We start from the raw sequence: 24,711 nt of genomic DNA on the forward strand, positions 1-24,711 counted from the left end.
CGCATATCGAACCCGGCGACCGGGCAATCGGATTGGCGTTTGGTTCGGTGGCGCGGCGGGGTTTCGCGCGTTAGGCCGGCAGCATGGATCAGCCCCAGGAACGCCCCAAGCAACCCTTCGCCTATCGCGACTATCGTCTGTTCTGGATCGGCAGGCTCTGCGCGAACCTGGCGCAGAACGCGATGGTCGTGGTGGTCGGCTGGCAGGTCTATGACATCGCCCGGCTGACCATGGGCACCAAGGCGGCGGCATTGCAGCTCGGGCTGATCGGTCTGGCGCAGTTCCTGCCGATCTTCGTGCTGACGCTGATCACCGGCTGGGTGGCGGACCGGGTCGATCGGCGGCTGATCGGGCGGATCTGCCTGGGGCTGCAGCTGGTCTGCGCGAGCATGCTCGCCTGGGCGACCTTGGCCGAGGGCAAGACGCTCGCGCCCTTGTTCGCCGGCGCGGTGCTGCTCGGCATCACGCGGGCCTTCTCGATGCCCGCCCTCAATGCGCTTGCACCGAACCTCGTGCCGCCCGAAGTGCTGCCGCGCGCGATCGCGACCAACGCGATCGGCAACCGGGTGGGCGGCATCCTCGGCCCGGCGCTGGGCGGCTATCTCTACGCCGCCTGGGCGCCGCTCCCCTATCTCACCAGTGCGGTCGCCTATGGCGCCGCCCTGGTCTGCCTGATGCTGATCCGGCCGATCGCCCGGACGATGCTCGACGGATCGCGCAACCCGTGGCGCCAGATGATCGAGGGGCTGGCCTATGTCCGCGACAACAAGCTGGTGCTCGGCGCGATCTCGCTCGACCTGTTCGCGGTGCTGCTCGGCGGCGCCACCGCGATGCTGCCGATCTTCGCGCGCGACATCCTCCACGCCGGGCCCGCAGCGCTCGGTCACATGCGCGCGGCGCCGGCGGTAGGCGCGATGGCGATCGCCTTGTGGTTCTCCTGGCGCCCGCTCCGGCAGCATGTCGGCATGAAGATGCTGGGGGCGGTCGCGATCTTTGGCGCCGCCACGGTGGGCTTCGGCCTGTCGCGCTGGATGCCCCTGTCGCTCGCCTGCCTGGCGATCCTGGGCGCGGCGGACATGCTTTCGGTCTATGTCCGCCAGACGCTGATCCAACTCTACACCCCCAACGAGATGCGCGGGCGGGTGGGCGCGGTCTCGTCGATGTTCGTCTCCGCCTCGAACGAGCTGGGCGAGGCCGAGTCCGGCTTCCTCGCCGCGCTGATCGGCCCAGTCGCGGCGGTGATCGCGGGCGGGGTGGGCGCGATCGGCATCACCCTGCTCTGGGCGCACTGGTTCCCGTCGCTGCGCAACGCGAAGACCTTCGAGGTCAAGCGCTAGAGAAAGGCGAGGCTGGTCGGCTTTTCCACCGCGAGCGAGTGGCTGGCGGGGACGATCACCCCGGTCTTAGGATCGCGGGCATGGACGGTGACCGTGCCCGCGCCCTGGTTGGTCGCGAGCAGCCAGCGGCCGCCGGGCGCCAAGGTGAAGCTCCACGGCGTCTTGTCGGCCGTCACCCGAGTGACTTCGCGCAGCTTGCCGTCGGCGCCGATCGCATAGCCGGCGATGCTGTCTTCCACCCGGTTCGAGACATAGACGAAGCGGCCATCCTCGCTGAGGCGGATTTCGGCGCCGCTTGCCTTCTCCAGCGGCGCGGCGAGCGTGGAAAGCGTCTCGACCAGCTCGGGCTTGCCGGCGTTCCAGCGATAGACGCGCAGCTCGGGCACAAGCTCGGTGATCAGGAACAGGAACTTGCCCGCGGCATCGAAGGCGAGATGGCGCGGGCCATGGCCGGCGGGGACTTCGATCGTCGCGGAGTTGGGCGCGAGCGTGCGCGTCCTGCGGTCGAAGCCATAGAGGAACACCCGGTCGGCGCCGAGATCGGCGACGGCGAGGACCTTGCCGGAGGGATGCAGCGCCGATCCATGCGCGTGCGGGCCCTTCTGGCGCGGGCTGGGGCCGGAGCCTGTGTCCACCTGTACCGAGGAGGCCGATCCGGGCGCGCCGTTCGCGCCGATCGGCAGCGCGGCGACATGGCCGCTGCCGTAATGCGCGGCGAACAGCGTGCCGCTTACCGCATCGAGCGCCAGATGCGTCGGCCCTGCGCCACCCGAGTCCGGGCCGGCAAGCGGGCGCAACGCGCCGGTGGCATCGGCTGCGAAGCCGAACACCTTGCCCTGGCTGGTGCCGGGCGTGCCGGTCTCGCTTACCGCATAGAGCAGTGGCTTGGACGGATGCGCGATCACCCAGGTCGGGCGTTCTACCTGCGCGGCGGTGTCGAGCGCGGACAGTGTGCCGGTGCGGCTGTCGAACCGGGCCGAGACGATCGCCTTGCCCTGGGTGCCGATATAGACGCGCGGCGCGCGCTTCGCCGGTTTGGCGGCGGCGGGCAAAGCGAGCGTGAGCAGCGCCGCGCCGGCGAAGCGGCGGCGGCTAAGGTCGAGGGTCATGAAGGTCAGCTGGCTTTCTTGAGCGGATGGATGCCGACTTCGGCCATGTGGCGGCGGAGCAGCTCGATGAAATCGAGGTGGAGCTGGGTCGGCAGCCAGTCGGCGCGCATGGTGATGCCGATCGACGGGGCAGGCTCGATCTCGCCGAAGTCGATGGGCACGAGCGCGTCATCCTCATGCTTCAGCTCATAGGAGGTCACCAGCGTCAGCCGCTCGCTGCGCGCGATCAGGTGGCGGATCACCGGCAGCGAGCAGGTGGCGATAGAGGCCTTGGGGCCGGGGCCGCCGGCGAACAGCCGCTCGAAACAGGCCCGCCTTGCGGCGCCGGGCGTGCCGACCACCCACTCATATTGCAGCAGGTCCTCGACGCTGACCTTGCCCTTGCGCGCCAGCTTGTGGCCGCGGCGGGCGACGATCGTATAGGGCGTCTTGGCGAGCGCCTGGTTGGTCAGGTCCTCGGCCACCGTCTCCTGGACGAGGCCGATGACGAAATCGACATCGCCGGCGCGCAGGCGCTTGAGCATCTCGGGCGCGCTTTCGTTGACGATCTTCACATCGGCGCGCGGATGCGAGGTGACGAACTCGTCGAGCACCGAGGCGAGCAGCACCGAGCCGCCGAACGGCATCGCGCCGATCGCGATCTGGCTGCTGGCATTGCCGAGCGCCGCGTCGATCTCCTTGATGCCCCACTCGATTTCCTGCGTGGCGAGCTTGATCTTGCGGCCGAACTCGACGCCGGTGGGGGTGACCATCACGCCGGCGGCGGTGCGATAATAGAGCGACTTGCGGAGGTTCCCCTCCAGGTCGCGCGCGGCGCGCTGGAGCGAGGCCTGGCTGAGCCCCAGCGCCTCGGCCGCCTGGGCAAAGGAGCCGGTCTCGACGATGGCGATCAGGCTGCGCGCCTGGCTCTTGGAGATGCGGCGCGCGATCACTGCGGCGCCTTCGCGGCCGCCGGGTACCGCCAGATCGACCAGCGCCTGCTCGATCTGGGCGAAGACGCGGGTGACGCGGCGATGGAAGATGTCGCCCAGCTCGTTGAGATAGGAGCCGCTGGCACGGCGCTCGAGCAGAACGACGCCCACCTGATGCTCGAGCTTGGCGAGCGCCTGGGTGACGGCGGGCTGCGACAGGTTGCACTCCTCCGAAGCGCGGCGGACGCTGTTCAGCCGGCCGACGCTCTCGAACAGTTTCAATTGCCGAAAGCTCAGCGATTCGGCGCGCGATCCCGGGTCCATGTCGGTCATTATCGTTCCTCTCCGAACGCCATTCTTATCGCGTTCGGGGGCGCATAGAAATGGGTCCGACGGGCGCGTTTCTTATCGCTGGCTTGGCGCGCTTGCGGCATTTTCGGTGCCGGGGAGGGGCTGAATATCGTGCGAACCCATGGTCGGTTTGCGCCTTCTGATTGCTGATATCCTTTTGAGAAGGTGATGGAAAATCGATATGCGGCGCCCGCATCAGGATCTGCGTTCAGCGGTCATGCTGCGCTGCAGCGCAATCGGCTTCTCGACATGTAATTTATCGCAACAATCGGCGCAAAACTTATACCCCTGCGCCGCAAATCTATCGGCTGGCGGCGATAGGAAATGGTCCCGCCACCCCAAGAATTGCTCCGGCCGCGTTGACCTTGCCGCGCGATCGGCGGCTTCTGGCGGCGAACAGGCACGCGGTGCCGTCGGGTTTCCAGGAGAGCAGTGAAGTGGCGGGCAAGGTACATCTGAAAATGGCGATCGCGGAGCATCCGCACACGTCCGCCATTCGCGACGGCAGCATCGAGATCGAGGGCGTCGACGCCGAGATCGCCACGGTGAAGCCGCAGATCGGCGCGTTCCGTCGGATGGTCCGCGACGTCGAGTTCGACGTGTGCGAGCTGGCGCCGACCACCTATATCATCGCCCGCGCCTATGGCGCGCCGTTCGTCGCGCTGCCGATCTTCGTGGTGCGGCGCTTCCACCATTCGGGCATGCTCGTGCGGCCCGAGCTCGGCATCAAGACGCCCAAGGACCTGGAGGGCAAGCGCGTCGGCGTGCGCGCCTATTCGGTGACCACCGGGGTGTGGATCCGCCAGGTGTTCATCGACGAATATGGCCTGGACAATTCCAAGGTCACCTGGGTGGTCGATGACGAGGAGCATGTGACGCAGCTCAAGCTGCCCTCGAACGTGATCCATGCCCCCGAAGGCACCTCGCTCGCCGAGATGATCGCCAGGGGCGAGCTGGATGCGGGCGTGGAGGCTGCGGCGGGCATCGGCCGCACCGGCGCACCCACGGGCGGCTGGCAGGAAGTCGAGGCGAACTATCCCGATCTGATGCCGAACGCCGAGGCGGCCGAGGCCGAATATTACGCCCGCACCGGCGTCTATCCGATGCACGGCACGATCGTGGTGAAGGACTCCATCCTCGCCGAGCATCCCTGGGTGGCGCGCTCGCTCAACGATGCCTTCACCCGTGCCAAGGAGGAGTGGCTGGCCAAGCTCAACTCGGGCGAGGCGACGGGTGCCGGCGCCGACAAGTATCGCGCGCTGCAGAAGATCGTCGGCCCCGATCCGCTGCCCTACGGGATCGAGGCGAACCGCCCGACGATCGAGGCGCTGGAGAAGACCGCCTTCGAGCAGGGGCTGACGCCTCGCCGCATGTCGATGGACGAGCTGTTCGTCGATCCCGCGAAGGCGCCGGTTCGCGCGGAGGCTTAGGCGCAATTCTCCCCTCCCTGGAAGGGAGGGGGCGGGGGTGGGTTGGCCACCCCGGGCGTTTCGGCTCGTGGAGAGCCACCCACCCCCAGCCCCTCCCTTCCAGGGAGGGGAGCAGAGAAGAAAACATGATCATCGATTGCCACGGCCATTTCACCACCGTCCCCAAGAGCTTCCGCGAATTCCGCGAGCGCCAGGTGGCGGCCGCCAACGATCCTGCCAATGCGCCGAGCCTGGCCGAAGCGCATGTGGGCGACGACCAGATCCGAGAGGGGATCGAGGGCGGCCAGCTCCGGCTCCAGCAGGAGCGCGGCAGCGACCTGACCCTGTTCTCGCCGATCGCCGGGCTGATGAGCCACCATCTCGGCAATGAGCGCACCAGCCTGGAATGGGCGGCTATCTCGAACGACCTCGTGAAGCGGGTGACCGAGATGTACCCCGACAACTTCGTGCCGGTGGGCATGCTGCCCCAGTCGCCGGGCGCGCCGCCGAAGAACTCGATCCCCGAGCTCAAGCGCATCGTCGAGATGGGTTTTGTCGGCGTCAACGTGAACCCGGACCCGACCGGCGGATACTGGACCGGCAAGCCCTTCACCGACAAGGAATGGTATCCGCTGTTCGAGGCGATGTGCGAACTGGACGTGCCCGGCATGGTGCACGTCGCCGCGTCGTGTAACCCCAATTTCCACGGCACCGGCGCGCATTACATCAACGCCGATACCAGCGTGTTCATGCAGATCCTCCAGTCGGACCTGTTCAAGGACTTCCCGACGCTGCGGCTGGTGATCCCGCATGGCGGCGGCGCGGTGCCCTATCACTGGGGGCGCTATCGCGGCATGAGCCTGGAGATGCGCGACCGTCCGCTCGAGGGGCTGCTCGACAACATCTTCTTCGATACCTGTGTCTATCATTTGCCCGGCGTCGAGCTGCTGACCAAGGTGATCCCGGCGGACAATGTGCTGTTCGGATCGGAGATGATCGGCGCGGTGCGCGGGCGCGATCCTAACACCGGCGAATATTTCGACGACACCAAACGCTATGTCGACGCGCTGCCGCTGAGCGCCGAGGACAAGGCCAAGATATTCGAGGGCAATGCGCGGCGGGTGTATCCGGCGCTGGACAAGCTGCTGAAGAGCCGGGGGCTCTAAAACCCAAAATCCGTCATCCCGGCGGAAGCCGGGATCTCAGGCGACTTGCAGGACAAGGGCCGCACGAGATCCCGGCTTCCGCCGGGATGACGATTCTGGAGGGAAGGGGGCGGTTTCCTTCACCCCCGAAACTTATCCCCCGCCACGCAGCTTCAACTATTCGGGCCCGGCGATTGGGCAGATGCAGATTCCCAGAAAGACGAATTTCCGGGAGTGGGCATGCCCCAGTTTATCGATATCCATCCGCACGTGATCTCGGACGATGAGGGCCGCTATCCGCCCGCGCCCTTGTTCGGCAAGCGCTCCGACTGGTCGCAGGAGCGGCCCTCCACTGTCGAGACGCTGATCGAGCAGATGGACGCGGCGGGCGTGGCCAAGGCGGCGGTGGTGCATTCGTCGACGACGTACGGTTTTGACAACAGCTATGTCGTCGATGCCTGCAATCGCTACCCCGACCGGCTGATCGCGGTGGGCTCGGTCGACGTGCTGGCGCCCGACGCGGCGACCGTGATCAAGGATTGGGTGGCCAGGGGCCTGGCCGGTCTTCGCGTGTTCACCGGGGGCTCCACCAAGGAGTTCGACCCCTCCGAACTGGACGATCCGCGCGCCTATCCCGCCTGGGAGCTGCTCGGCGAGCTGGGGCTGACCATGTGCATCCAGACCGGCCCGGTGGGCCTGCCCGCCGTCACCGCGCTGGCGAAGCGCTTCCCCAAGGTGCCGATCATCCTTGATCACCTCGGACGCCCCGATGTCACCGATGGCCCGCCCTATACGTTAGCCTCCAGCCTGTTCGAGCTCGCGCCGGTGGAGAACATCTACATGAAGCTCACCCCGCGCATCATGGGCGACAGCACCAAGGGCGCTGCCACGCCCGATACCTGGTTTCCCAAACTGACCGAAGTGTTCGGCGCGAAGCGGCTGGCCTGGGGCTCCAACCACCCGACCTCGCCAGGCACGCTCGCCGAGATCCGGGCGACCGCCGAGGCGCGGCTGGCGAGCCTCTCGGGCGAGGACCGCGAATGGGTCTTCGCGCGCACCGCCCAGTCGCTGTATCCCCAATTGCGAGACGTCGGCGCGAAGACCGAAGCGGCATGAGACCGCAGCGCGCCGAGACAGGAGAGTAACATGGCCCAGACGATCAACCCGGCCGAGGCGCCCCCGGCAGCCCGGGCCAAGCCCGTGGCGCTCGATGCGGCGACGCGCTGGTCGATCCTGTTCCTGCTGGCGATCGGGGTGTTGATCGCCTTTGTCGACCGCACCAGCATCTCGACCGCGATGGCCGATCCGCCCTTCAAGGCGCATTTCAGCCTGAGCGACACCGATCGCGGCATGATCGGCGCGATGTTCTTCTGGTCCTATGGCCTAGTCCAAATTCCGATGGGCTGGCTGGTCGACCGCTACGGCGTGAAGACGCCCTATACGGTGTGCTTCGCCTTGTGGTGCGTGGCGACGGCGGCGACCGGGCTGGTCGGCACGTTGATGGCGCTGATCCTGATGCGCGTGATCGTCGGCGCGGCAGAGGCGATCGTGATGCCGGCGAGCTACCGCTGGATCCGCAACAATTTCAGCGAAGGCGAGAGCGGCACCGCCGTCGGCATCTTCACCATGGGTAACAAGTTCGGCCCGGCGATCGGCGCGCCGGTCGCGTCGTGGCTGATCGTCAATTACGACTGGCGGCTGATGTTCCTGCTCACCGGCCTGATCGGGCTGGTGTGGCTGGTGCCCTGGCTGCTGATGGTCCGGAACGACATGCCCAAGGGCGGCGAGGCCAAGGCGGCGGCGCGCAAGGCGGCATCGTCGGTCACCTTCGCCTCGATCCTCAAAAGCCCGGTCGTGTGGGGGGCGATGATCGTCAACTTCTGCTACGGCTATTTCACCTTCTACTGCATGACCTGGATGCCGGCCTATCTGGTCGAGCAGCGCGGGCTGAGCCTGGAGAAGTCGGGCCTCTACACCTTCTTCAGCTTCGCCGGGATCGCGATCGTCGCGGTGATCGCGGGCTGGACCGCGGACCGGATCATCGCGCGCGGCGGCAATCCGGTGCTGGTGCGCAAGGCCTTCGTCATCGCCGGCTTCATCGGCGCCTGCACCGTGCTGCTCGGCGCCTGGGCGACCTCGCTTGGCTGGGCGCTGTTCTGGAACGTGTTCTCGCTGTCGTTCCTTGGCCTGGCCACCGCCAACAACCTGGCGCTGTGCCGTCTCACCCTCATCCCCAAGCCGGCGATCGGGCTGGTGACCGGCGTGCAGCAGGTGGCGACCAGCTTGGCCGGCGGGGTGGCGGCCAGCCTCTCCGGATGGCTGCTGCATGTGAGCGGCGATTACGAGCTGCCGATGCTGGTGATCTTCGTGTTCCTGCTGGTGGGCGCGCTGGCGTGCTGGATTTTGCTGCGGCCCGAATGGGCGCCGCGCGTGACCGAGACTGTGGAGTAATCTCGTGGCTAAGATCGTTTTCGGAATGTGCGTGCCGCACAGCGGCATGCTGGGCCAGGCCCCGGAGGACTGGCTCAACAATGGCGAGCGGGATCGCAAGAACCCCGAGCTCTGGTACCGCAACCGCACCTGGACCTATCCCGAGCTGGAAGCCGAGCGCGGCGCCGCGTTCGAGCCGTTCCTGACGCTGGAAGAGCGCACCGAACGGGCGGGGCGCTGCCGCGCGGCGCTCGACGAGATGGCCGAGGCGTACAAGCGCGCCGCGCCCGACGTGGTGATCGTGCTGGGCAAGGACCAGAAGGAGATCTGGCCCGACCAGTCGCCGTCGATCACCATCTACACCGGCGAGGAGGTGCATAACGGCCCGCCCCAGCGCCCAGTCTACGCGCCCGACCATCATGTCGTGCACCAGGCCTATCCGCAGCTGGCGACCTATCTGATCGAGACCTTCCAGGACCAGGGCTTCGACCTGAACGATCTGCAGGCCTGGCCTCAGAACAGCTGGATGGCCTCGCGCCAGGGCTATGCGCCTGACTATCCGGTCGTGCCCCACGCCTACAGCTTCGTCTATCACCAGATCATGGGCGACCAGGTGCCGCGCCATGTGCCGGTGCTGTTCAACCTCTTCTACCCGCCGACCCAGCCTTCGATGGCACGCTGCATCCAGTTCGGCCGGGTGCTGCGCGACGCGATCGAGGCCTGGCCCGAGGATGTCCGCGTGGCAGTGATCGCCAGCGGGGGGCTCTCGCACTTCGTCAATGACGAGGAATTCGACCGGCGCGTGATGGGGATGCTGGCCAGCTACGACTATGATGGGCTCGCGGCGATCCCGGACGGCTATTACCAATCGGGCACGAGCGAAGTGAAGATCTACTCGATCGTGATGATGGCGCTCCAGCACACCGGCGCCGAGATGACCCTGGTCGACTATATCCCCTGCTGGCGCACCGCCGCAGGCACGGGCGAGGGCATGGGCTTCATGTACTGGGATCCGGCAGTCACCGCAGCGAAGAAGAAGGAAGCGGCATAATGGCGGCGGAACGCCTCAACGGAATCATTCGCGCGTTCGAAGCGGGCAAGCCGGCCTTCACCTGCTTCACCAAGGTCGACAAGCTCACCGCGCAGGAAATGACCGACGCGCCCTATGACGGCGTGGTCTTCGAGATGGAGCACAACCCGTACGACGTGGCGGGGCTGGGCGATGCGCTCCAGTACATGCTCAACCGCAAGAAGATCGCCGAGACCGGATCGATTGCGCCTTCGGTGACGCCGATCGCGCGCATCCCGGCGAACGGCGCAGAGATGAACCAGTTCCAGGCCAAGCAGGTGCTCGATCGCGGGGTGTACGGTGTGATCACGCCGCATGTCTCGACGATGGAGCAGGCCTATAACATGGTCGCCTCGTGCCGCTATGCGAAGCCGACGGGCGCGGCGTTGTATGAACCGAAGGGCGTGCGCGGCGACGGGCCGGCGAGCGCGGCGCGCTACTGGGGCCTGGCGATGCAGGACTATTATGCCCGCGCCGATGTGTGGCCGCTGGCACCGCATGGCGAAATCCTGGTCGGCATGATGTGCGAGAGCCCTGAGGCGATCGAGAATCTCGACGATATCCTGGCGAACGTGCCTGGTATCGGGCTGGTGCTGATCGGCGAGGGGGATCTGTCGCAGGCACTGGGCTATCCGCGCCAGTACGAGCATCCCGAAGTGGTCAGCGCGATGAACCGGATCGTCGAGGTCTGCCACAAGCATGGCGTCGCGGTCGGCAACCCGCACACCAACGCGAAGAATGTCGAGCGGCTGATCGGGGAAGGGTACAAGTTCCTGATGAGCGCGCCGACGCGGAGCTATGGGGTTGTGGGCCAGGGGAGGGAACTGGCGGGGTACTAATCCTCTCCAACCAACCATCGTCATCCCCGCGAAGGCTGGGATCCAGAGCCAAGGGCGTCGTCGCTTGTGACCCTGGATCCCCGCCTTCGCGGGGATGACGGTTTTTGGGGGAGGGAGATTCCAAGCGAACTTATCGCCCTCCAGTCCATTCCGATTGCGCCCCGTCGCCCTGGAAGTGGCACCCCCGTCAAATGACTGCGGGACCCAAGATGAACGGCGCCGAGTCGCTGGTGAATACGCTGGCGGATCAGGGCGTCGAAGTTTGCTTCGCCAACCCCGGCACCTCCGAAATGCATTTCCTGGCGGCGCTCGAGAATCCGCGGATGAAGAGCGTGCTTTGCCTGTTCGAAGGGGTGTGCACCGGTGCGGCGGATGGCTGGTACCGGATGAAGGACAAGCCGGCCTCGACCTTGCTCCACCTCGGCCCGGGCCTCGCCAACGGCCTCGCCAATATCCATAACGCCAAGCGTGCCAGCGTGGGCATGGTCAATATCGTCGGCGAGCATTCGGCTTCGCACCTCAAGTACGATCCACCGCTGACTTCGGATATCGAAGGGCTGGCCCGGCCGCTCAGCCATTGGGTGCGCCGGGCCGAGAGCGCGCGCTCGATCGCCTGGGACGCGGCGACTGCCGTCGCCAAGGCGAGCGAGCATCCGGGGCAGATCGCCACACTGATCCTGCCCGGCGACACCGCCTGGCAGGATGCGGGCGAGCGCGTGCTGCCCGCCGCGCCGCCGCCGGGTCGTCGTGCGCCGGACCAGGCGCGGATCGACGAGGTCGCCAAGGTGCTGCGCTCGGGCGAGCCGGCACTGTTGATCCTCGCCAACAAGGCGACGCGCGGCCGCGCGCTCGAGCTGGCGGGCAGGATCGCGGCCGGCACCGGCTGCCGGCTCGGCAGCCAGTTCTTCACTGCACGGATCGAGCGCGGTGCCGGGCGCGTGCCGATCGAGCGCATCCCCTATGCGGTGGCACCGGGTTCGGCCTTCCTCAAGGACTTCAAGCATCTGATCACGGCGGAGACCAAGGAGCCGGTCGCCTTCTTCGCCTATCCCGACAAGCCGAGCCTGCTCAAGGCGCCGGGCACGCTGGTGCACGGGCTGGTCGATATGGATGAGGACAGCGAGCTCGCCTTCGAGATGCTGATCGATGCGCTCGGGCTGAAAGACACCGCGCCGCTGATCCAGCAGCGCGTCGACACGCCGGTGCCGCAGGGCGCGCTCAATCCGATCAGCATCGCGCATGCAATCGCCGCGGCGATCCCCGAGAACTGCATCGTCGTCGATGAATCGCTCACCACCGGGCGCGAGTCGATGGGGCTGACCATGGGCGCACTCCCGCACGACCTGATCAACAATATGGGCGGTTCGATCGGCTATGGCACGCCGGTCGCCACCGGCGCGGCGATGGCCTGCCCGGACCGGCGGACCTTCTGCATGGTGGGTGACGGCAGTGCGATGTACACGATCCAGTCGCTCTGGACGCAGGCGCGCGAGCAGCTGCCGGTCACCACGATCATCTACGCCAACCACCAATACGCGATCCTCAAGGCCGAATACACGAACATGGGCGCCGGCACCGAGATCGGGCCGCAGGCGATGGCGATGATCGATATCGACAATCCGCGGATCGACTGGGTCGCGATGGGCACCAGCATGGGCGTGCCGTCGAAGCGTGTCACCACCGCGGAGGATTTTCACAAGGCACTGACGGACTCGGTTCGCGCGGACGGACCGGTGCTGATCGAAGTGCTGCTGAAGTGAGGGGCTGACGTGCTGAAGCTGAAGACCAACCTGGCCGACTATCCGGTCACCAAGGCGATGCGCGACGGGCGCGTCACGTCCGATCTTGTCGAGCTCGATTTCTGCGGGCCGCCCCAGGCGCATAACGGCTTCAAGGCGATGCTGCGCGAGGGCGCTTATGACTGCGGCGAGCTGGCGATCGTCACGCTGCTGCAGGCCAAGATCCACGGCAAGCCGTGGGTGGCGCTGCCGATCCCGGTCAATGGCCGCTTCCAGCATCATTGCGCCGGGTTCAACCGCGACTTCGGCCACCTGAACCCCAAGGATATCGAGGGCAAGCGGGTGGGGGTGCGCAGCTATGCGCAGACCACGGGCCTCTGGATCCGCGGCATCCTGCAGCACGAATATGGCGTCGATCTCGACAAGGTGACCTGGTGCAAGGTCGGCGAAGGGCATCTACTCGAATATCGCGACCCGGCCAATGTCGAGGCGCTGCCCAAGGGATCGGACATCGGCCAGATGATGCTCGACGGCGAGCTGGCGGCGACGCTGCAGGGGGTCGACCTGCCCAAGGATCCGCGGGTGGAGTATCTGGTGCCGCACCCGTTCGAGGCGGCGAAGGACTGGTATGCCCGCGAGGGCGTGGTGTGCATCAACCACATGTTCGTGGTGCATGAGAGCTTGTCGCGCGAGCGGCCGGATGTGGTGCGCGAGATCTTCCGCATGCTGGTCGAGAGCCGCGCCGCGACCGAGGGCGGGGTGCCGGCGGTCTATCCGCCGATCGGGCTGGAGGCGAACCGTAAGGGCATCCAGCTGGCGATCGACTGGGCGCTGGAGCAGAAGATCATCCCGCACCGGATCGCGGTCGATGCGTTGTTCGATGACGTGACTGCCTCACTGGGCGAGGGAAGCTGAGATTCGGACGCGCGATTTGAGGTTGTCGCATCTCGCCGACGATAGCTTCGTACTCTCTTGGAGGAGCCGGACAGGTGGGACGCTCGACTGCCATTTCGTTGGCCGCAGGGTGAAATCGGAAAAACCCCTGCGTTCATCATCCCTGTCGCGTCCGATTAACACGGCTCCCCAAGCTGCCCGGACATTGCCGGGAGCTCTCCGGTTCTCTTTTGCGACAAGTCCCTGCCGCCCGCATCTGGCCAAGGGCAGGGGGATGGACCGACCTTGGTCGGTGCGCGCCTAGACTCGGGGACAGGTTCTTCGGGAGCGGCCGCTTCCTACCTCCAGGCCAGTCAATTCTGGAGGTAGAACCATGGCCTTGCTCAGCGGCAAGACGGCAATGATCACGGGCGGCACGAGCGGGATCGGCTTCGCGATCGCCCGGTCCTTTGCGGCGGAAGGCGCGCAGGTGATCGTCACCGGCCGCCGGGCAGACGCCGCGGAGGAAGCGGTGCGGCGGATCGGCAGCGGCGCGACCTCCGTGATCGGCGATGTCGGCGATCCCGAATTCCATAGCTGGGCGGCGGACGTGGTCGGCGAGCGCTTTGGCGGGCTCGACATCTATGTCGCCAATGCCGGGATCAACACGATCCGCCATTCGGCCGAAGTGCCGCAGGACGAATATGACGCACAGTTCGCCACCAACACGCGCGGCGTGTTCGTCGGCGTGCAGAAGATGGCGCCGCTCCTTCGCGATCAAGGCGCGATCGTGATCACCGGATCGCTCGCTAGCGAGAAGGTGCTCGACGGGCATGCGGTCTATGCCGGGTCGAAGGCGGCGATCAACGCCTTTGCGCGTAGCTGGGCGCTCGAACTCAGAGGGCGCGGTATTCGCGTCAACGTCCTGAGCCCGGGCCCCACGGATACCGAGATACTCGGCAAGCTGGGCGTCTCTGCCGAGCAGCGCCCGGCATTCGAGGCGCAGATGGCGGCCGCGATCCCGCTCGGCCGGCTCGGTCGGCCCGAGGAACTGGCGAGCGCGGCGCTGTTCCTTGCCTCGGACATGAGCAGCTTCGTGACCGGCGTGAATCTGCGCGTCGATGGCGGGATGGCGCTGCTCTAGAGCTCGATGATCCCGCGACGGGCGGCGACCGTCACCGCATGGGTGCGGTCGCTGACGTCGAGCTTGGCGAAGATATTCTTGAGGTGGGCCTTCACCGTCTCCTCGGAAAGGGCGAGGGCATGGGCGATCTCCTTGTTCGCCTTGCCCTCGGCGACCAGCCGCAGCACCGAGGTCTCCCGTTCGCTGAGATTGTCGTCCGCCACGTGCAGCGCGATCTCTGCGGCGACCTCGCCGTGGACATGGCGCCGGCCGCGATGGACGTTGTGAATCGCATCGAGCATCTCGGTGCGCAGGCTGCTCTTGAGCAGATAGCCGGTCGCCCCGGCCTTGAGCGCGCGCACCGCCTGGACGTCGCCGGCATAGGTGGTGAGGACGAGGATGCGGGCGTCGGAGAATTCGGCGCGGATCGCGGTTATCGCATCGACGCCGTTCATCACCGGCATCTGCAGATCCATCAGCGTCACGTCCGGACGCAGCTCGCGAAAGCGCGAGACCGCTTCGGCCCCGTCACGGGCCTCGCCGATCACGACCATGTCGGTGCGGTCCTCGAGGATCGCGGTGACGCCCTCGCGCAGGACGGGGTGGTCGTCGACGATGAGGATACGGATTGGCGAGGGGCCTTTTTCAGGCGGCATGGTCTGGGAGCCTTTTTCGGAAGAATTGGGAGAGGAAGCGGCGGCGGCCCGGCGCGTGGTCGGCGAAGGCGAGACGGGCGGGAAGGGTCATCGTCACCGCGCAGCCCATGCCGGGGCGGCTGTCGATCGAGAAGCTGCACCCGATCCGCTCGGCGCGCTCGCGCATGCCGATCAGCCCGAAATGGCCGGGCTTGTGTCCTCGTGCCACGATCTCGGCAGGAATGCCGACGCCATCGTCGCGGATCTCGACGCCCAGCTGGCGCGCGCCGAAGCGGATGACGATCTCGACGGCGCCGGCATTGGCGTGGCGGTGGACGTTGAACAGCGCCTCGTCGACGATCCGGCTGAGCTCCACCGCGACGAGCGGATCGACCGGGCGCTGACGCCCCTCCACCACGATGCGCACGCCAACCGCCGGATCGAAGCCGGCGGCGACCGCGCGCTCCTTGAGCAGTTCGGGCAGGTCGCCCTTGTCGTCGGCGCCGCGCAGGCCCTGCACCCGCTCCCGGCCGTCGGCGATGATCTCGTCGGCACGCGCGAGCGCCGCCTCGAGCTGACCCCGGGCGGGCCCCTCCGGCGGCATCTTGTTGGCGACCGACTGGAAGCGGAGGACCAGGCCCTGGACGCTCTGGAGCAGCGTGTCGTGCAACTCGCGGGCGATCCGTTCGCGCTCGCCCATCCGCTCCTCCAGGCGCGCGCGGATACGGCCAGCGACCTGGGCCATGCGCAATCGGTAGGCGAGCCAGAGCAGCGCCAGCACGATCGCTGCGCACAGGGCAAGGAACCATTTCGACTGCACGAAGGTCGGCGGTATGGTGAACTCCACCGTCGCCCCGGCCTGGTTCCACGCACCATTGTCGTTCGCGGCGATCAACTGGAAGCGATAGGTGCCAGGGGCGAGATTGGTGTAGAAGGCCTGGCGCCGGGTACCGGGATCGACCCACTCGCTATCCTGCCCCTCGATCCGGTAACGGACCTGAGTGGCGTGCTGGTTGGAGAAGCTCAGCACCGCGAAATCGATCTGCACGTTCGAGCGGCCGGCGGGCAGGGTGACGCTTGTCGGATCGCGATAGACCTTGTCGGCGATCAGCGCGCCGACCGTGACCCGCGGCGGCGCCAGGCTGCGCTTCACGTCCTTGGGATCGAGCCACAAGGTGCCGGTCTGCGTCGCGATCCAGAGACGTCCGTCACCGCCCTGCACGATCGCGTTGCGGCTGTGCGAATGGGGTCGGCTGCGCAGGCCGTCGGCAGCCCCGAAGACCTGCATCGGCGGTGTCCAGCCTGGCTGGACGAAGGCACGGTCGAGATCGGCTGAACGGACGCGCAGGATGCCGCCGGGCCTCGCCAGCCAGGTTTCTCCGGAAGCGCTGCGGGCCATGCCGTTGACGCCGCCGAAAAGGGGCGCCTGGCGGGTGGAGATGGTCTGGAAGCGATCGTCGCGCAGCCGGGCGAGGCCGAATTCACCGGCGACGAACAGCGCGCCGGGTTCCGGGTGCAAGGCGATCTCGTCATTGCCGTGACTTCCAAAGGGAAGCGGGAACGATTGGCGGGTCAGCCCATCGAACCGGCCCAGCACCCGGTCGCTCCAATGGACCAGGATCCGGCCCTGCGCGTCCGCCACCATCGAACGCGGCGCGAAGGGCTGGCCAGGTGGCGGCGTGACGCGCTGCCAGCGCCCGTCGTGCAGCCGTGCCATGCCACCCAGCCAGGCAGTCACCCAGAAATCCCCGCGCACATCGAAGGCGCAGTCATAGACGACATAGTTGAGCGGCACGCGGGGGCCGACACGGAGGCTGCCGTCCTTCCAGATCATCACCGGCTTGCTGGGGGGCGGCCCGGGGCCCACGCTCTTGCTCATGCCGATCCAGATCGCGTGGTCCGGCGCTTCGCACAGGGTGCGCGGTTCGTTGTCCGGCGTACGGAAGATCGGCTCCGGCCGTCCACCGGGCCGCACGCGGTACACCGTCGCTGCCTGGCCGATATAGACGCTGCCGTCCGAGCCGCGCAGCAGCAGGTCGCCGAATGCGGCAGGCTGGGCAAGCTGCGGCTCGTAGCGCAGCGTCGCGGGCCAGAACCGGTCCAGGCCATTCTCGGTGCCCGCCCAGACATTGCCTTCCACGTCCTGGAAGATCTGGGTGGCGGCATTGGACGACAGGCCGTCATGCGCGGTGAAGCGCTCGACCCGCGCCCTTGCCTCAACGGGTGTGGCGGCGCCGCGCGGATCGGCACTGCGCACGCGCTGGAGCCCGTCATAATAGGTCGCGATCCAAAGATTGCCCTCGCGGTCGAAACGCGGCCAGCCGCGGATCTCGGCGCTGTCGGTGGCGTAGGGATAGCGAAGCGCGGGCGGCTTTCCGTGGCCGCCCGGGCCGGTCAGCGGATAGCTGCCATGGCGGTCGCTGATCCAGACACGTTCCTCGGGATCGAGCGAGAGCCGCCCCAGCGCACGAAAGTCCCTGCGGACGGACTCGAAACGGCTGGCATTCGGCCTGAGCCGCATCACTTCGCCGGAAAAGGCGACCCATGCCGTGCCGTCCCGTGTCACCACAAGGCTGAAGGGGTTATCGACCGGCGCGCCGACTCCGCTGCCGAACGAAGTCCAGCGGCCGTTCCGGAAGCGCAGGAGCGGAAGCCCCATCCGTTCGGTCAGCACCCAGATCGTGCCGTCTGCCGCCTCCTGCATCGACAGGACCCGATCGGGCGAGGGCGGCGCATCGAGGAAGCGCAGCCGGCCGTCGCGATAGACAGCGAAGCGGCCGCTCCGCTCGAAATTCGTCCAGACATCGCCATTGCGCCGGACGAGGATCGCCGAGGGCGGGCCATGGACGGCAGGGTCGACGCCGGCGCTCATCGGTTCGAAGCGGATACCGTCGAAGCGGAACAGCCCGGCATTGGCCGCGACCCAGAGATAGCCGCGCCGATCCTGCGCCAGGGCAACCACCGGACGTGGCGCGTCGCTCTCCTCGCTCCAGCGCTGATGGGTATAATGGGCGATCAGGCGCGGCACATCGGCCGGCGCCGCGCCGACGGGCTGGAAGAGCAGCGCCGCGACGAGGGTCGCCAGCACTGGTAGCCCCCTGATCAATTGCATCGCCGTTTCAGCAATCCCGCCGGGTCTCCGCCTGAGCCTGTTCGAAGCAATCCGCCCCTTCGCCGTCAGGTGGATGCGATGCTACCCCCGAATGGGGGAGCGGCAAATCCCCGGACCGAAGGCTGGCCGGCCCCCATGGGGGAGCTATCGCCTGACGGTGCCCAAATTGATTCTACGCTATCCGGATGGTCTGTTCGGCGTCGCGCTGCTGCTGCTGCGCCTGTCCTATGCGGTAATCGCCTATCCTTCGCTCGCCCTGCTCTGGCCGTCGCCGTCGAACGCGGTGTCGATCGGGCTGGGGGCCAGCCTGCTTGGCCTGGCGCTGGTGCTCGGCTTCGGCGCGCGGGCGGCAGGAGCGCTGCTCGTCATCGTGCTGGCGATCGGCTTTACCGGGACTCCGGGCCTGCCCGCCTGGTTTCTGCTCGCCTGCGCGGGAGGGGCAGCTGCGTTCGTGCTGCTCGGCCCGGGCGCCTTTTCGATCGATGCGCATCTCCATGGCCGACGGGTGATCCGGCTCGAGCCGCGCTCCCCGGATCGGGTAGGTCCCGGCTAACCGGAACCGGGATGGCGCCTCGTCGCGCCCAGTGGAAGGGTCACTCGTCTCCAGCCGCCAAGCCAGGAGGTCCTGCGATGAACCAGATAACGCAAATGCACCGGCCCGCCGCACCCGCCCGCCCGCTGGTGGTGATCGTCGATGACGATGCCGCCGTGCGCACCGCGATCGAGGAGCTGATGCTCTCGGTGGGAATCGACGCCGCCGGCTTCGCCTCGTCGCGCGAGCTGCTCGAGGCGAATCTGCCCGAGCGGCCGGGCTGCATGGTCCTGGACGTGCGCATGCCGGGATCGAGCGGGCTCGACCTGCAGCAATATCTGGCCAGCACCGGCAACGCCAAGCCGATCATATTCCTCACCGGCCATGGCGACATTCCGATGTCGGTGCAGGCGATGAAGGCCGGCGCGGTCGATTTCCTCACCAAGCCGGCGCGCGACCAGTCGTTGCTCGACGCAGTGACCGCCGGGATCGAGCGCGACCTGGCCCAGCGCGCCGATGCCGAGCTGGCCAAGCGCCAGGCGGACCGCCACGCCACGCTCACGCCGCGCGAGCGCCAGGTGCTCCGCCAGGTCGCCCGCGGCCGGCTCAACAAGCAGATCGCCTATGACCTGGGTATCAGCGAAGTGACGGTGAAGCTCCATCGCAGCAGCGTGATGCGCAAGATGGAAGTGAGCACGGTCGGCGAGTTGATCCGTGCCTGGGACCTGCTGCCCGAACCCCTTCGGCAGGAGGAGACCTAGACCATGGTATGGTTACGACTGCCTGGACCTTGGGCGACAGTCGCGGACGGGCGCAGCTCGCGCCGAGAGGACGCGTCCCTTGTCCAGGCCAGTGGTGATCGCGATCGTGGATGACGACCTGGCCGTGCGCGAGGCGCTGTGCGAGCTCCTCCAGGTGGAGGGGATGGCGGCGCTGGGCTTCGAGCGGGCGGCCGCTTTCCTCGACCGGGCGAGCGAGTTCGACTGCGTGATCTCCGATGTCCGCATGCCGGAGATGGACGGGCTGGAGCTGCAGCGCCGGCTGCGCGCCTGCGGCTCGCCGATACCGATGATCTTCGTCACTTCGCTGGCCGACGAGGTGGCATGTGCCCACGCACTGCGGGATGGGGCAACCGCCTGGTTCGCCAAGCCCGTCGCGAATGTTGCGCTGCTCGGCGCGCTTCGCGTGGCGCTGGGCAACACCGGCAGGGGCGCCTGAGATGGAGCCGCTGTCCCAGCAGGAGGCCGCGGACGCCGACCCCGAACTATCCCCGGCGCTGCTCCCGCGCATCGGCGATGTCGCCCATGCCGGGATGGACGAGGAAACGAGCGCGTGGAGCGTGTTCGACATTTCCGGCGCGCGCGGGCTGATCGCCCGGATAGCCGCGGGCGAGGTGCCGGGCGACTGGGCCAGCGCACTGCTCGATCTCGTGCGCGTGGTCGACATCGACGACAATGCCCTGCGCGCTCTCGGCCCGATCGGCGGGCGGCGGCGGATGATCGGCGCGCCGGTCACCGCCTATTGGCCGGCCGAGAGCTGGCCGGCGCTGGCCGAGCTGATCCTCGCCGAGCTGGCGGACATTCCCGGCGCCGCGCGAACCCGCAAGATAATCTCGAGCGTGTTCAACGACGCGACGGTGAACATCTCGACCGATCCCGCACATCCCGACCTCGTCTTCGTCTCGGTGGGCGGCGGCGTGACCGACAAGCGCTCGCTCTGGTCGCTGCGCGCGAGCGAAGAGCGCTATCGCACGCTGATCCACCATCTCCCCTGGGCGCTGGTGCTGGTCGATTCCACCGCGATGCTGCCGATCTTCGACGAGCTGCGCGCGGCGGGCGTGACCGATGTCGGCGCCTATCTCGATGCGAATCCCGACCTGCCGTTCGAATCGCGCGCGATCGTCCGGGTGACCGATGCGAACCGCAACGCGGTGGAGCTGTTCGGAGCGGGGAGCGCCGATCGGCTGATCGGGCCGGTCGATTATCTGTTCGCAGCCTCGCCCGATACCGCCAAGCGGGTGATCACCGCGCATTTCGACGGGCGCCGCAACCTGACCGAGATCATGAAGCTGCGGACCTTCGACGGGCAGCTGCGCGACGTGCAGCTGTCGATCACCTATCCGACGCCGCCCGAGCGGCTGGACGTGACGCTGCTGATGTTCGAGGACGTCACCGAGCGGCTGCAGACCGAGGTGCAGCTGCGCCAGCTCCAGGAGGAATATGCCCGGGCGGCGCGGATCGCGACGCTGGGCGAGCTGGCAAGCTCGATCGCGCACGAAGTGAACCAGCCGCTCGCCGCGATCGCGATGAACGCCGAGACCAGCCTGCGCTGGCTGGCGCGCGACGAGCCGAACCTCGACAAGGTCGGCCAGCTGACCCGGCGAATCGCCGACAGCGCGCGCCATGCCAGTCAGATCGTCCAGCGCATCCGCGGCATGGCCGGTCGCCATGTGCCGAACCGCACGGCGCTCGACCTGAACCGGGTGGTCGAGGAAGCTTTGATGTTCGTCTGCCATGATATCGAGGCGCGCGGCATCCAGCTGGGCGTCAGGCTCGACATCGGCCTGCCGCGCGTGCTCGGCGACCGGGTCCAGCTCCAGCAGGTGGTGGTCAACCTGCTGGTCAACAGCCTGCAGGCAATGGCCGGACGGCCGCATTCGCAGATCGAGATCACCACCGGGCGGGATGGCTTCGGGGGCGTACGCCTGTCGGTGCGCGACAATGGGCCGGGCATCGCCGCCGAAGACCTGCACCGGGTGTTCGAAGGCTTCTTCACCACCAAGCAGGACGGAATGGGGATCGGCCTGGCCGTCTGCCAGTCAATCATCGCCGCGCATGGCGGGGGCATCTCGGCAGCGAACCATGCGCAGGGCGGCGCCTTCTTCCAGGTGACGCTGCCGCCGATTTCGGGCTGACGCCCGGCGGCGCTGGGACACCGCCGGGCGTCTCCGCTTCAGCTGCGCAGGAAGGCGAGCAGATCGGCGTTGAACCGATCGGCATGCGTCGCGGTCAGGCCATGAGGGAGGCCCGGATAGAAGAGCGACTGCGCGCCCTGCACCAGCTTGGCGGATTTGTGGGCCGAGTCCGCGATCGGCACGATCTGGTCGTCCTCGCCGTGGACGATCAGCGTCGGCACGTCGAACTTCTTCAGGTCCTCGGTGAAATCGGTCTCGCTGAATGCCTTGATGCACTCATAGGCGTTCTTCAGGCCGGCCTGCATGCTGATCAGCCAGAACTCGTCGAGCAGGCTCTGCGGCACGTTCGCGTCCGGGCGGTTGGCGCTGAAGAAGGGGATCGCGAAGTCCTTGTAGAATTGCGATCGGTTCTTGAGGATGTCGTGGCGCAGGCCGTCGAACACGCTAAGGGGGAGGCCCTCGGGGTTCGCTTCGCTCTGCACCATCACCGGCGGTACCGCGCCGAGCAGCACGGCCTTCTTGACGCGGCCGGTGCCGTGGCGGCCGATATAGCGGGCGACTTCGCCGCCGCCGGTCGAATGGCCGACCATGGTGATGTCCTGCAGGCCGAGCGCGGCGAACAGCTGCTCGAGATCGTCGGCATAGCTGTCCATGTCGTTGCCGGTGCCGGTCTGGGCCGACTTGCCGTGGCCGCGGCGGTCGTGCGCGATGCAGCGATAGCCCTGCGCGGCGAGGAACTGCATCTGGCCGCTCCACGCGTCCGAGCTGAGCGGCCAGCCATGCGAGAAGGTGACGACCGGGCCCTGGCCCCAGTCCTTGTAGTGCATCATGTGTCCGTCGCTGGTGGTGAACATCGGCATCGAGTGTCTCCCTGGATGCGCGCCGCACGACCCGCCACGGGCCGCCTCCCGGCGGGGACGGGCTAGGGGAGGGGCCGGGCCCCGGTCGATCGCACCTCCGGGGGAGCCCGGTGGGACAAGGGGCGAGGCGAGGCTCGCCCAAGGTCGGGCATTGCGGTGCGCGGGTATCGGTTCCGCCGTCCGGTCCTCCGCCGGGGTGGCGTGACCTGCACCTTGGGACAGGGGGGCCTGCCAAAAGGCGAGGATCGCGCATGCCTCGGCACGATGGAGGCGCGGGGCGCGATCCGTGATCCTGCAGCCCTGTTCGAATGCGGAGACGGGACATGCGCATTACCGTGGTGGGAGGCACCGGCCTGGTCGGCACGCGGCTGGTCCGCCAGCTCGAGGCGGCGGGGCACCAGGTGGTCGTCGCAGCACGGGCGGCCGGGGTGGACATTGTCACCGGCGCGGGGCTCGACCGGGCGCTGGACGGCGCCGAGGCGGTGATCGACGTTTCCAGTCCCGGCTATGCCGATGCGACCGAGATGCTTCGCTTCTTCGAGCGCGCGGGCGCCACCTTGCTCGCCGCCGAGCAGGCAGCGGGCACCAAGCACCACATCACCTTCTCCGCGATCGGCGCCGAGCGGATCGGCGACGGCTATTACCAGGCCAAGCACGCGCAGGAGCGACTGATCGCCGGGTCGGGCATCCCGTTCACCATCGTCCGCTCGACGCCGCTGTTCGAATATATCCACGACATCATCGATGCCGGGCGCAGCGAGGCGGAAGTCCGCGTGCCGCCGATCCGCGTCCAGCCGATCGCGACGGAGGATGCCGCGCGGGTGCTGATGCAGGTGGCGCTGCGCGATCCGGTCAATGCCGTGCTCGAGGTCGCCGGGCCGAACAGCTATGCGCTGCCAGGCCTCGCCCAGCAGATGCTGACCGCGGGCGAGGATTATCGCCCGGTGCTGACCGACGCCGATGCCCGCTTCTTCGGAGCGCGGCTCGGTGAGGAGAAGCTCGTCTCCGATGCCGCTGTAGGGCCGGGCGACGCCAGTCTCGAGAACTGGTTCCGCAGTGCGCTCACTCCGGCCTGAACCCATCCAATCGAAAGGACGCAACATGAAGATCGTGGTGATTGGCGGCACCGGCCTGATCGGGTCGAAGACCGTCGCCCTGCTGGCGAAGGAAGGGCACGAGGTGTTCGCCGCCGCACCCAACACCGGTGTCGACACGCTGACCGGCGAGGGGCTCGACCAGGCGCTGCAGGGCGCCCAGGTGGTGATCGACGTCTCCAACTCACCGACGCTCGACGGCCCGGCGGCGCTCGACTTCTTCGAGAAAGCGGGACGCAACATCGCGGCCGCCGAGAAGAGGGCCGGGGTGCGCCATCACATCGCGCTCTCGGTGGTCGGCACTGATCGGCTCCAGGCCAGCGGCTATTTCCAGGCCAAGCTCGCCCAGGAAAAGGGCATCGCCGCCTCGGGCATCCCGTTCACGCTGATCCACGCGACGCAGTTCTTCGAGTTCCTGCGCGGCATCGCCAATTCGGCGACCGAGGGCGACACGGTTCGCCTGTCGCCGGCGCTTTTCCAGCCGATGGCGGCGCAGGACGTCGCTGCCGCAGTCGCCCGGGCTGCGCTGTCCGAGCCGGTCAACGGCCTGATCGAAGTGGCCGGCCCACAGGCGTATCGCATCGACGAACTGGTCGCGCAGGTGCTGGCGTTCGACAGGGATCCGCGCCGCGTGGTCGCCGATCCGGCGGCACCCTATTTCGGCGTCGCCATCGACGATGCCTCGCTGATGCCCGGGCCGGATGCCCGGCTGGGCACCACCGGCTTCGACTGGTGGCTCGCCAACGTGCCCGCACCGGTGGCGAAATGAGCGCGCGTGCGCGCCCAGCCGGGGACGACAGGCCGGTGCTCCGCCAGCTCTGCGTCTTCCTCGCCGTGCTGCTCGGCGTCGGGGGGCTGCTCAACGGCACCTATATGCTGATCTCGCCGGTCGGCTGGTATTTCGCGGTCCCCGGCGTGACCACCACCGGTCCGTTCAACCAGCACTTCATCCGCGACATCGGGATCATCTTCCTGTTCCTCGGCGCCGCCTTCCTGATCGGCACGGTGCGCCCCAATGCGCGGCCGGTGCTGTGGGGCGGGGCGACGCTGTGGCTCGCCTGCCATGCCCTCTTCCATTTCTGGGAAGTCGCGGCGGGCATCTGCGGCCCTTCGGTGCTGCTGCGAGACTTTCCCGCCGTCACGCTCCCCGCGCTGATCGGCGCCGGGCTCACCTTCTACGCGCTGAGCGACCGATCGTCCGCGCGCATCTGATCCATCATCCAAGCAAG

Annotated in this window: 22 protein-coding genes; 17 read left to right on the plus strand and 5 right to left on the minus strand. The window is 67.6% G+C overall.

Going from position 1 to position 24,711, the window contains the following annotated elements:
• The first annotated feature begins 83 nt into the window (after nt 1–83).
• The gene (locus ACEN8G_RS09960) at nt 84–1,337 is read left to right on the plus strand and encodes an MFS transporter (protein ID WP_413415417.1); all 1,254 of its coding nucleotides are present in this window, start codon (nt 84–86) and stop codon (nt 1,335–1,337) included.
• On the opposite strand, the gene ACEN8G_RS09965 is transcribed toward ACEN8G_RS09960, so the two are convergent.
• Together ACEN8G_RS09965 and ACEN8G_RS09970 are read right to left on the minus strand one after the other, a co-directional pair.
• Nucleotides 1,334–2,446, minus strand: coding sequence for a lactonase family protein (locus tag ACEN8G_RS09965; RefSeq protein WP_413415418.1), 1,113 nt, complete (start codon nt 2,444–2,446; stop codon nt 1,334–1,336). The two genes, ACEN8G_RS09960 and ACEN8G_RS09965, sit on opposite strands and share 4 nt — an antisense overlap.
• A 5-nt stretch (nt 2,447–2,451) precedes the next feature.
• Nucleotides 2,452–3,690 (minus strand): LysR family transcriptional regulator, encoded by a 1,239-nt coding sequence (locus ACEN8G_RS09970; RefSeq protein WP_413415419.1) that lies wholly within the window; start codon nt 3,688–3,690, stop codon nt 2,452–2,454.
• Nucleotides 3,691–4,145: 455 nt separating this feature from the next.
• Between ACEN8G_RS09970 and ACEN8G_RS09975 the strand changes: the two genes are divergently transcribed.
• The 9 genes from ACEN8G_RS09975 to ACEN8G_RS10015 all read left to right on the plus strand — a co-directional run bounded on the left by ACEN8G_RS09975 (nt 4,146) and on the right by ACEN8G_RS10015 (nt 14,356).
• Nucleotides 4,146–5,138: an ABC transporter substrate-binding protein gene (locus tag ACEN8G_RS09975; protein ID WP_413415420.1), complete on the plus strand. Its 993-nt coding sequence runs from the start codon at nt 4,146–4,148 to the stop codon at nt 5,136–5,138.
• 125 nt (nt 5,139–5,263) lie between these two features.
• Nucleotides 5,264–6,283, plus strand: coding sequence for an amidohydrolase family protein (locus ACEN8G_RS09980; protein WP_413419424.1), 1,020 nt, complete (start codon nt 5,264–5,266; stop codon nt 6,281–6,283).
• 219 nt (nt 6,284–6,502) lie between these two features.
• Nucleotides 6,503–7,378, plus strand: a complete 876-nt coding sequence (locus ACEN8G_RS09985) for an amidohydrolase family protein (protein ID WP_413413940.1) — start codon at nt 6,503–6,505, stop codon at nt 7,376–7,378.
• A 30-nt stretch (nt 7,379–7,408) separates the two neighbouring features.
• Nucleotides 7,409–8,713, plus strand: coding sequence for an MFS transporter (locus ACEN8G_RS09990; RefSeq protein ID WP_413413941.1), 1,305 nt, complete (start codon nt 7,409–7,411; stop codon nt 8,711–8,713).
• 4 nt (nt 8,714–8,717) lie between these two features.
• A complete protein-coding gene (locus ACEN8G_RS09995; RefSeq protein WP_413413942.1) occupies nt 8,718–9,743 on the plus strand; it encodes a protocatechuate 3,4-dioxygenase in 1,026 nt (341 codons plus the stop codon).
• Complete coding sequence (locus ACEN8G_RS10000) at nt 9,743–10,600, plus strand: HpcH/HpaI aldolase family protein (protein WP_413413943.1); 858 nt, start codon at nt 9,743–9,745, stop codon at nt 10,598–10,600. The genes ACEN8G_RS09995 and ACEN8G_RS10000 overlap by 1 nt, the downstream gene beginning before the upstream one ends.
• Before the next feature lie 191 nt (nt 10,601–10,791).
• The gene (locus ACEN8G_RS10005; protein WP_413413944.1) at nt 10,792–12,360 is read left to right on the plus strand and encodes an acetolactate synthase large subunit; all 1,569 of its coding nucleotides are present in this window, start codon (nt 10,792–10,794) and stop codon (nt 12,358–12,360) included.
• A 9-nt stretch (nt 12,361–12,369) separates the two neighbouring features.
• Nucleotides 12,370–13,254: a phosphate ABC transporter substrate-binding protein gene (locus tag ACEN8G_RS10010; RefSeq protein WP_413413946.1), complete on the plus strand. Its 885-nt coding sequence runs from the start codon at nt 12,370–12,372 to the stop codon at nt 13,252–13,254.
• Between the two features lie 352 nt (nt 13,255–13,606).
• Entirely contained in the window at nt 13,607–14,356 is a 750-nt protein-coding gene (locus ACEN8G_RS10015; protein ID WP_413413947.1) for an SDR family NAD(P)-dependent oxidoreductase, read from the plus strand.
• Here ACEN8G_RS10015 and ACEN8G_RS10020 read toward each other — a convergent pair.
• A complete protein-coding gene (locus ACEN8G_RS10020; RefSeq protein ID WP_413413948.1) occupies nt 14,353–14,991 on the minus strand; it encodes a response regulator in 639 nt (212 codons plus the stop codon). The genes ACEN8G_RS10015 and ACEN8G_RS10020 overlap by 4 nt on opposite strands.
• Nucleotides 14,981–18,058: a two-component regulator propeller domain-containing protein gene (locus ACEN8G_RS10025; RefSeq protein ID WP_413413949.1), complete on the minus strand. Its 3,078-nt coding sequence runs from the start codon at nt 18,056–18,058 to the stop codon at nt 14,981–14,983. The genes ACEN8G_RS10020 and ACEN8G_RS10025 overlap by 11 nt, the downstream gene beginning before the upstream one ends.
• A gap of 181 nt (nt 18,059–18,239) precedes the next feature.
• Between ACEN8G_RS10025 and ACEN8G_RS10030 the strand changes: the two genes are divergently transcribed.
• From ACEN8G_RS10030 to ACEN8G_RS10045, 4 genes are all read left to right on the plus strand, one after another.
• Nucleotides 18,240–18,635, plus strand: coding sequence for a hypothetical protein (locus ACEN8G_RS10030; protein WP_413413950.1), 396 nt, complete (start codon nt 18,240–18,242; stop codon nt 18,633–18,635).
• 77 nt (nt 18,636–18,712) lie between these two features.
• Complete coding sequence (locus ACEN8G_RS10035; protein ID WP_413413951.1) at nt 18,713–19,375, plus strand: response regulator transcription factor; 663 nt, start codon at nt 18,713–18,715, stop codon at nt 19,373–19,375.
• 79 nt (nt 19,376–19,454) lie between these two features.
• Entirely contained in the window at nt 19,455–19,832 is a 378-nt protein-coding gene (locus tag ACEN8G_RS10040; RefSeq protein WP_413413952.1) for a response regulator transcription factor, read from the plus strand.
• 1 nt (nt 19,833) lies between these two features.
• Nucleotides 19,834–21,528 (plus strand): sensor histidine kinase, encoded by a 1,695-nt coding sequence (locus ACEN8G_RS10045; protein WP_413413953.1) that lies wholly within the window; start codon nt 19,834–19,836, stop codon nt 21,526–21,528.
• A gap of 38 nt (nt 21,529–21,566) precedes the next feature.
• On the opposite strand, the gene ACEN8G_RS10050 is transcribed toward ACEN8G_RS10045, so the two are convergent.
• A complete protein-coding gene (locus tag ACEN8G_RS10050) occupies nt 21,567–22,388 on the minus strand; it encodes an alpha/beta fold hydrolase (protein ID WP_413413954.1) in 822 nt (273 codons plus the stop codon).
• A 323-nt stretch (nt 22,389–22,711) separates the two neighbouring features.
• On the opposite strand from ACEN8G_RS10050, the gene ACEN8G_RS10055 reads away from it, so the two are divergent.
• Genes ACEN8G_RS10055 through ACEN8G_RS10065 form a run of 3 tightly spaced genes read left to right on the plus strand, consistent with a single transcriptional unit; the run spans nt 22,712 to nt 24,694 of the window.
• Entirely contained in the window at nt 22,712–23,464 is a 753-nt protein-coding gene (locus tag ACEN8G_RS10055) for an SDR family oxidoreductase (RefSeq protein ID WP_413413955.1), read from the plus strand.
• Nucleotides 23,465–23,489: 25 nt separating this feature from the next.
• Nucleotides 23,490–24,251: an SDR family oxidoreductase gene (locus ACEN8G_RS10060; RefSeq protein ID WP_413413956.1), complete on the plus strand. Its 762-nt coding sequence runs from the start codon at nt 23,490–23,492 to the stop codon at nt 24,249–24,251.
• Nucleotides 24,248–24,694, plus strand: coding sequence for a hypothetical protein (locus ACEN8G_RS10065; RefSeq protein ID WP_413413957.1), 447 nt, complete (start codon nt 24,248–24,250; stop codon nt 24,692–24,694). The genes ACEN8G_RS10060 and ACEN8G_RS10065 overlap by 4 nt, the downstream gene beginning before the upstream one ends.
• Nucleotides 24,695–24,711: the final 17 nt, after the last annotated feature.

This window comes from Sphingomonas sp. Sphisp66 (assembly GCF_047324325.1).
Classification (GTDB): Bacteria; Pseudomonadota; Alphaproteobacteria; order Sphingomonadales; family Sphingomonadaceae; genus Sphingomonas.

Excerpts from the sequence above, each read along its gene's own strand:
- ACEN8G_RS09960 (WP_413415417.1), top strand. The coding sequence starts at position 84 with ATGGATCAGCCCCAGGAACGCCCCAAGCAACCCTTCGCCTATCGCGAC.
- ACEN8G_RS09965 (WP_413415418.1), bottom strand. The coding sequence starts at position 2,446 with ATGACCCTCGACCTTAGCCGCCGCCGCTTCGCCGGCGCGGCGCTGCTC.
- ACEN8G_RS09970 (WP_413415419.1), bottom strand. The coding sequence starts at position 3,690 with ATGACCGACATGGACCCGGGATCGCGCGCCGAATCGCTGAGCTTTCGG.
- ACEN8G_RS09980 (WP_413419424.1), top strand. The coding sequence starts at position 5,264 with ATGATCATCGATTGCCACGGCCATTTCACCACCGTCCCCAAGAGCTTC.
- ACEN8G_RS09985 (WP_413413940.1), top strand. The coding sequence starts at position 6,503 with ATGCCCCAGTTTATCGATATCCATCCGCACGTGATCTCGGACGATGAG.
- ACEN8G_RS09990 (WP_413413941.1), top strand. The coding sequence starts at position 7,409 with ATGGCCCAGACGATCAACCCGGCCGAGGCGCCCCCGGCAGCCCGGGCC.
- ACEN8G_RS10000 (WP_413413943.1), top strand. The coding sequence starts at position 9,743 with ATGGCGGCGGAACGCCTCAACGGAATCATTCGCGCGTTCGAAGCGGGC.
- ACEN8G_RS10005 (WP_413413944.1), top strand. The coding sequence starts at position 10,792 with ATGACTGCGGGACCCAAGATGAACGGCGCCGAGTCGCTGGTGAATACG.
- ACEN8G_RS10015 (WP_413413947.1), top strand. The coding sequence starts at position 13,607 with ATGGCCTTGCTCAGCGGCAAGACGGCAATGATCACGGGCGGCACGAGC.
- ACEN8G_RS10020 (WP_413413948.1), bottom strand. The coding sequence starts at position 14,991 with ATGCCGCCTGAAAAAGGCCCCTCGCCAATCCGTATCCTCATCGTCGAC.
- ACEN8G_RS10035 (WP_413413951.1), top strand. The coding sequence starts at position 18,713 with ATGAACCAGATAACGCAAATGCACCGGCCCGCCGCACCCGCCCGCCCG.
- ACEN8G_RS10045 (WP_413413953.1), top strand. The coding sequence starts at position 19,834 with ATGGAGCCGCTGTCCCAGCAGGAGGCCGCGGACGCCGACCCCGAACTA.
- ACEN8G_RS10050 (WP_413413954.1), bottom strand. The coding sequence starts at position 22,388 with ATGCCGATGTTCACCACCAGCGACGGACACATGATGCACTACAAGGAC.
- ACEN8G_RS10055 (WP_413413955.1), top strand. The coding sequence starts at position 22,712 with ATGCGCATTACCGTGGTGGGAGGCACCGGCCTGGTCGGCACGCGGCTG.
- ACEN8G_RS10060 (WP_413413956.1), top strand. The coding sequence starts at position 23,490 with ATGAAGATCGTGGTGATTGGCGGCACCGGCCTGATCGGGTCGAAGACC.
- ACEN8G_RS10065 (WP_413413957.1), top strand. The coding sequence starts at position 24,248 with ATGAGCGCGCGTGCGCGCCCAGCCGGGGACGACAGGCCGGTGCTCCGC.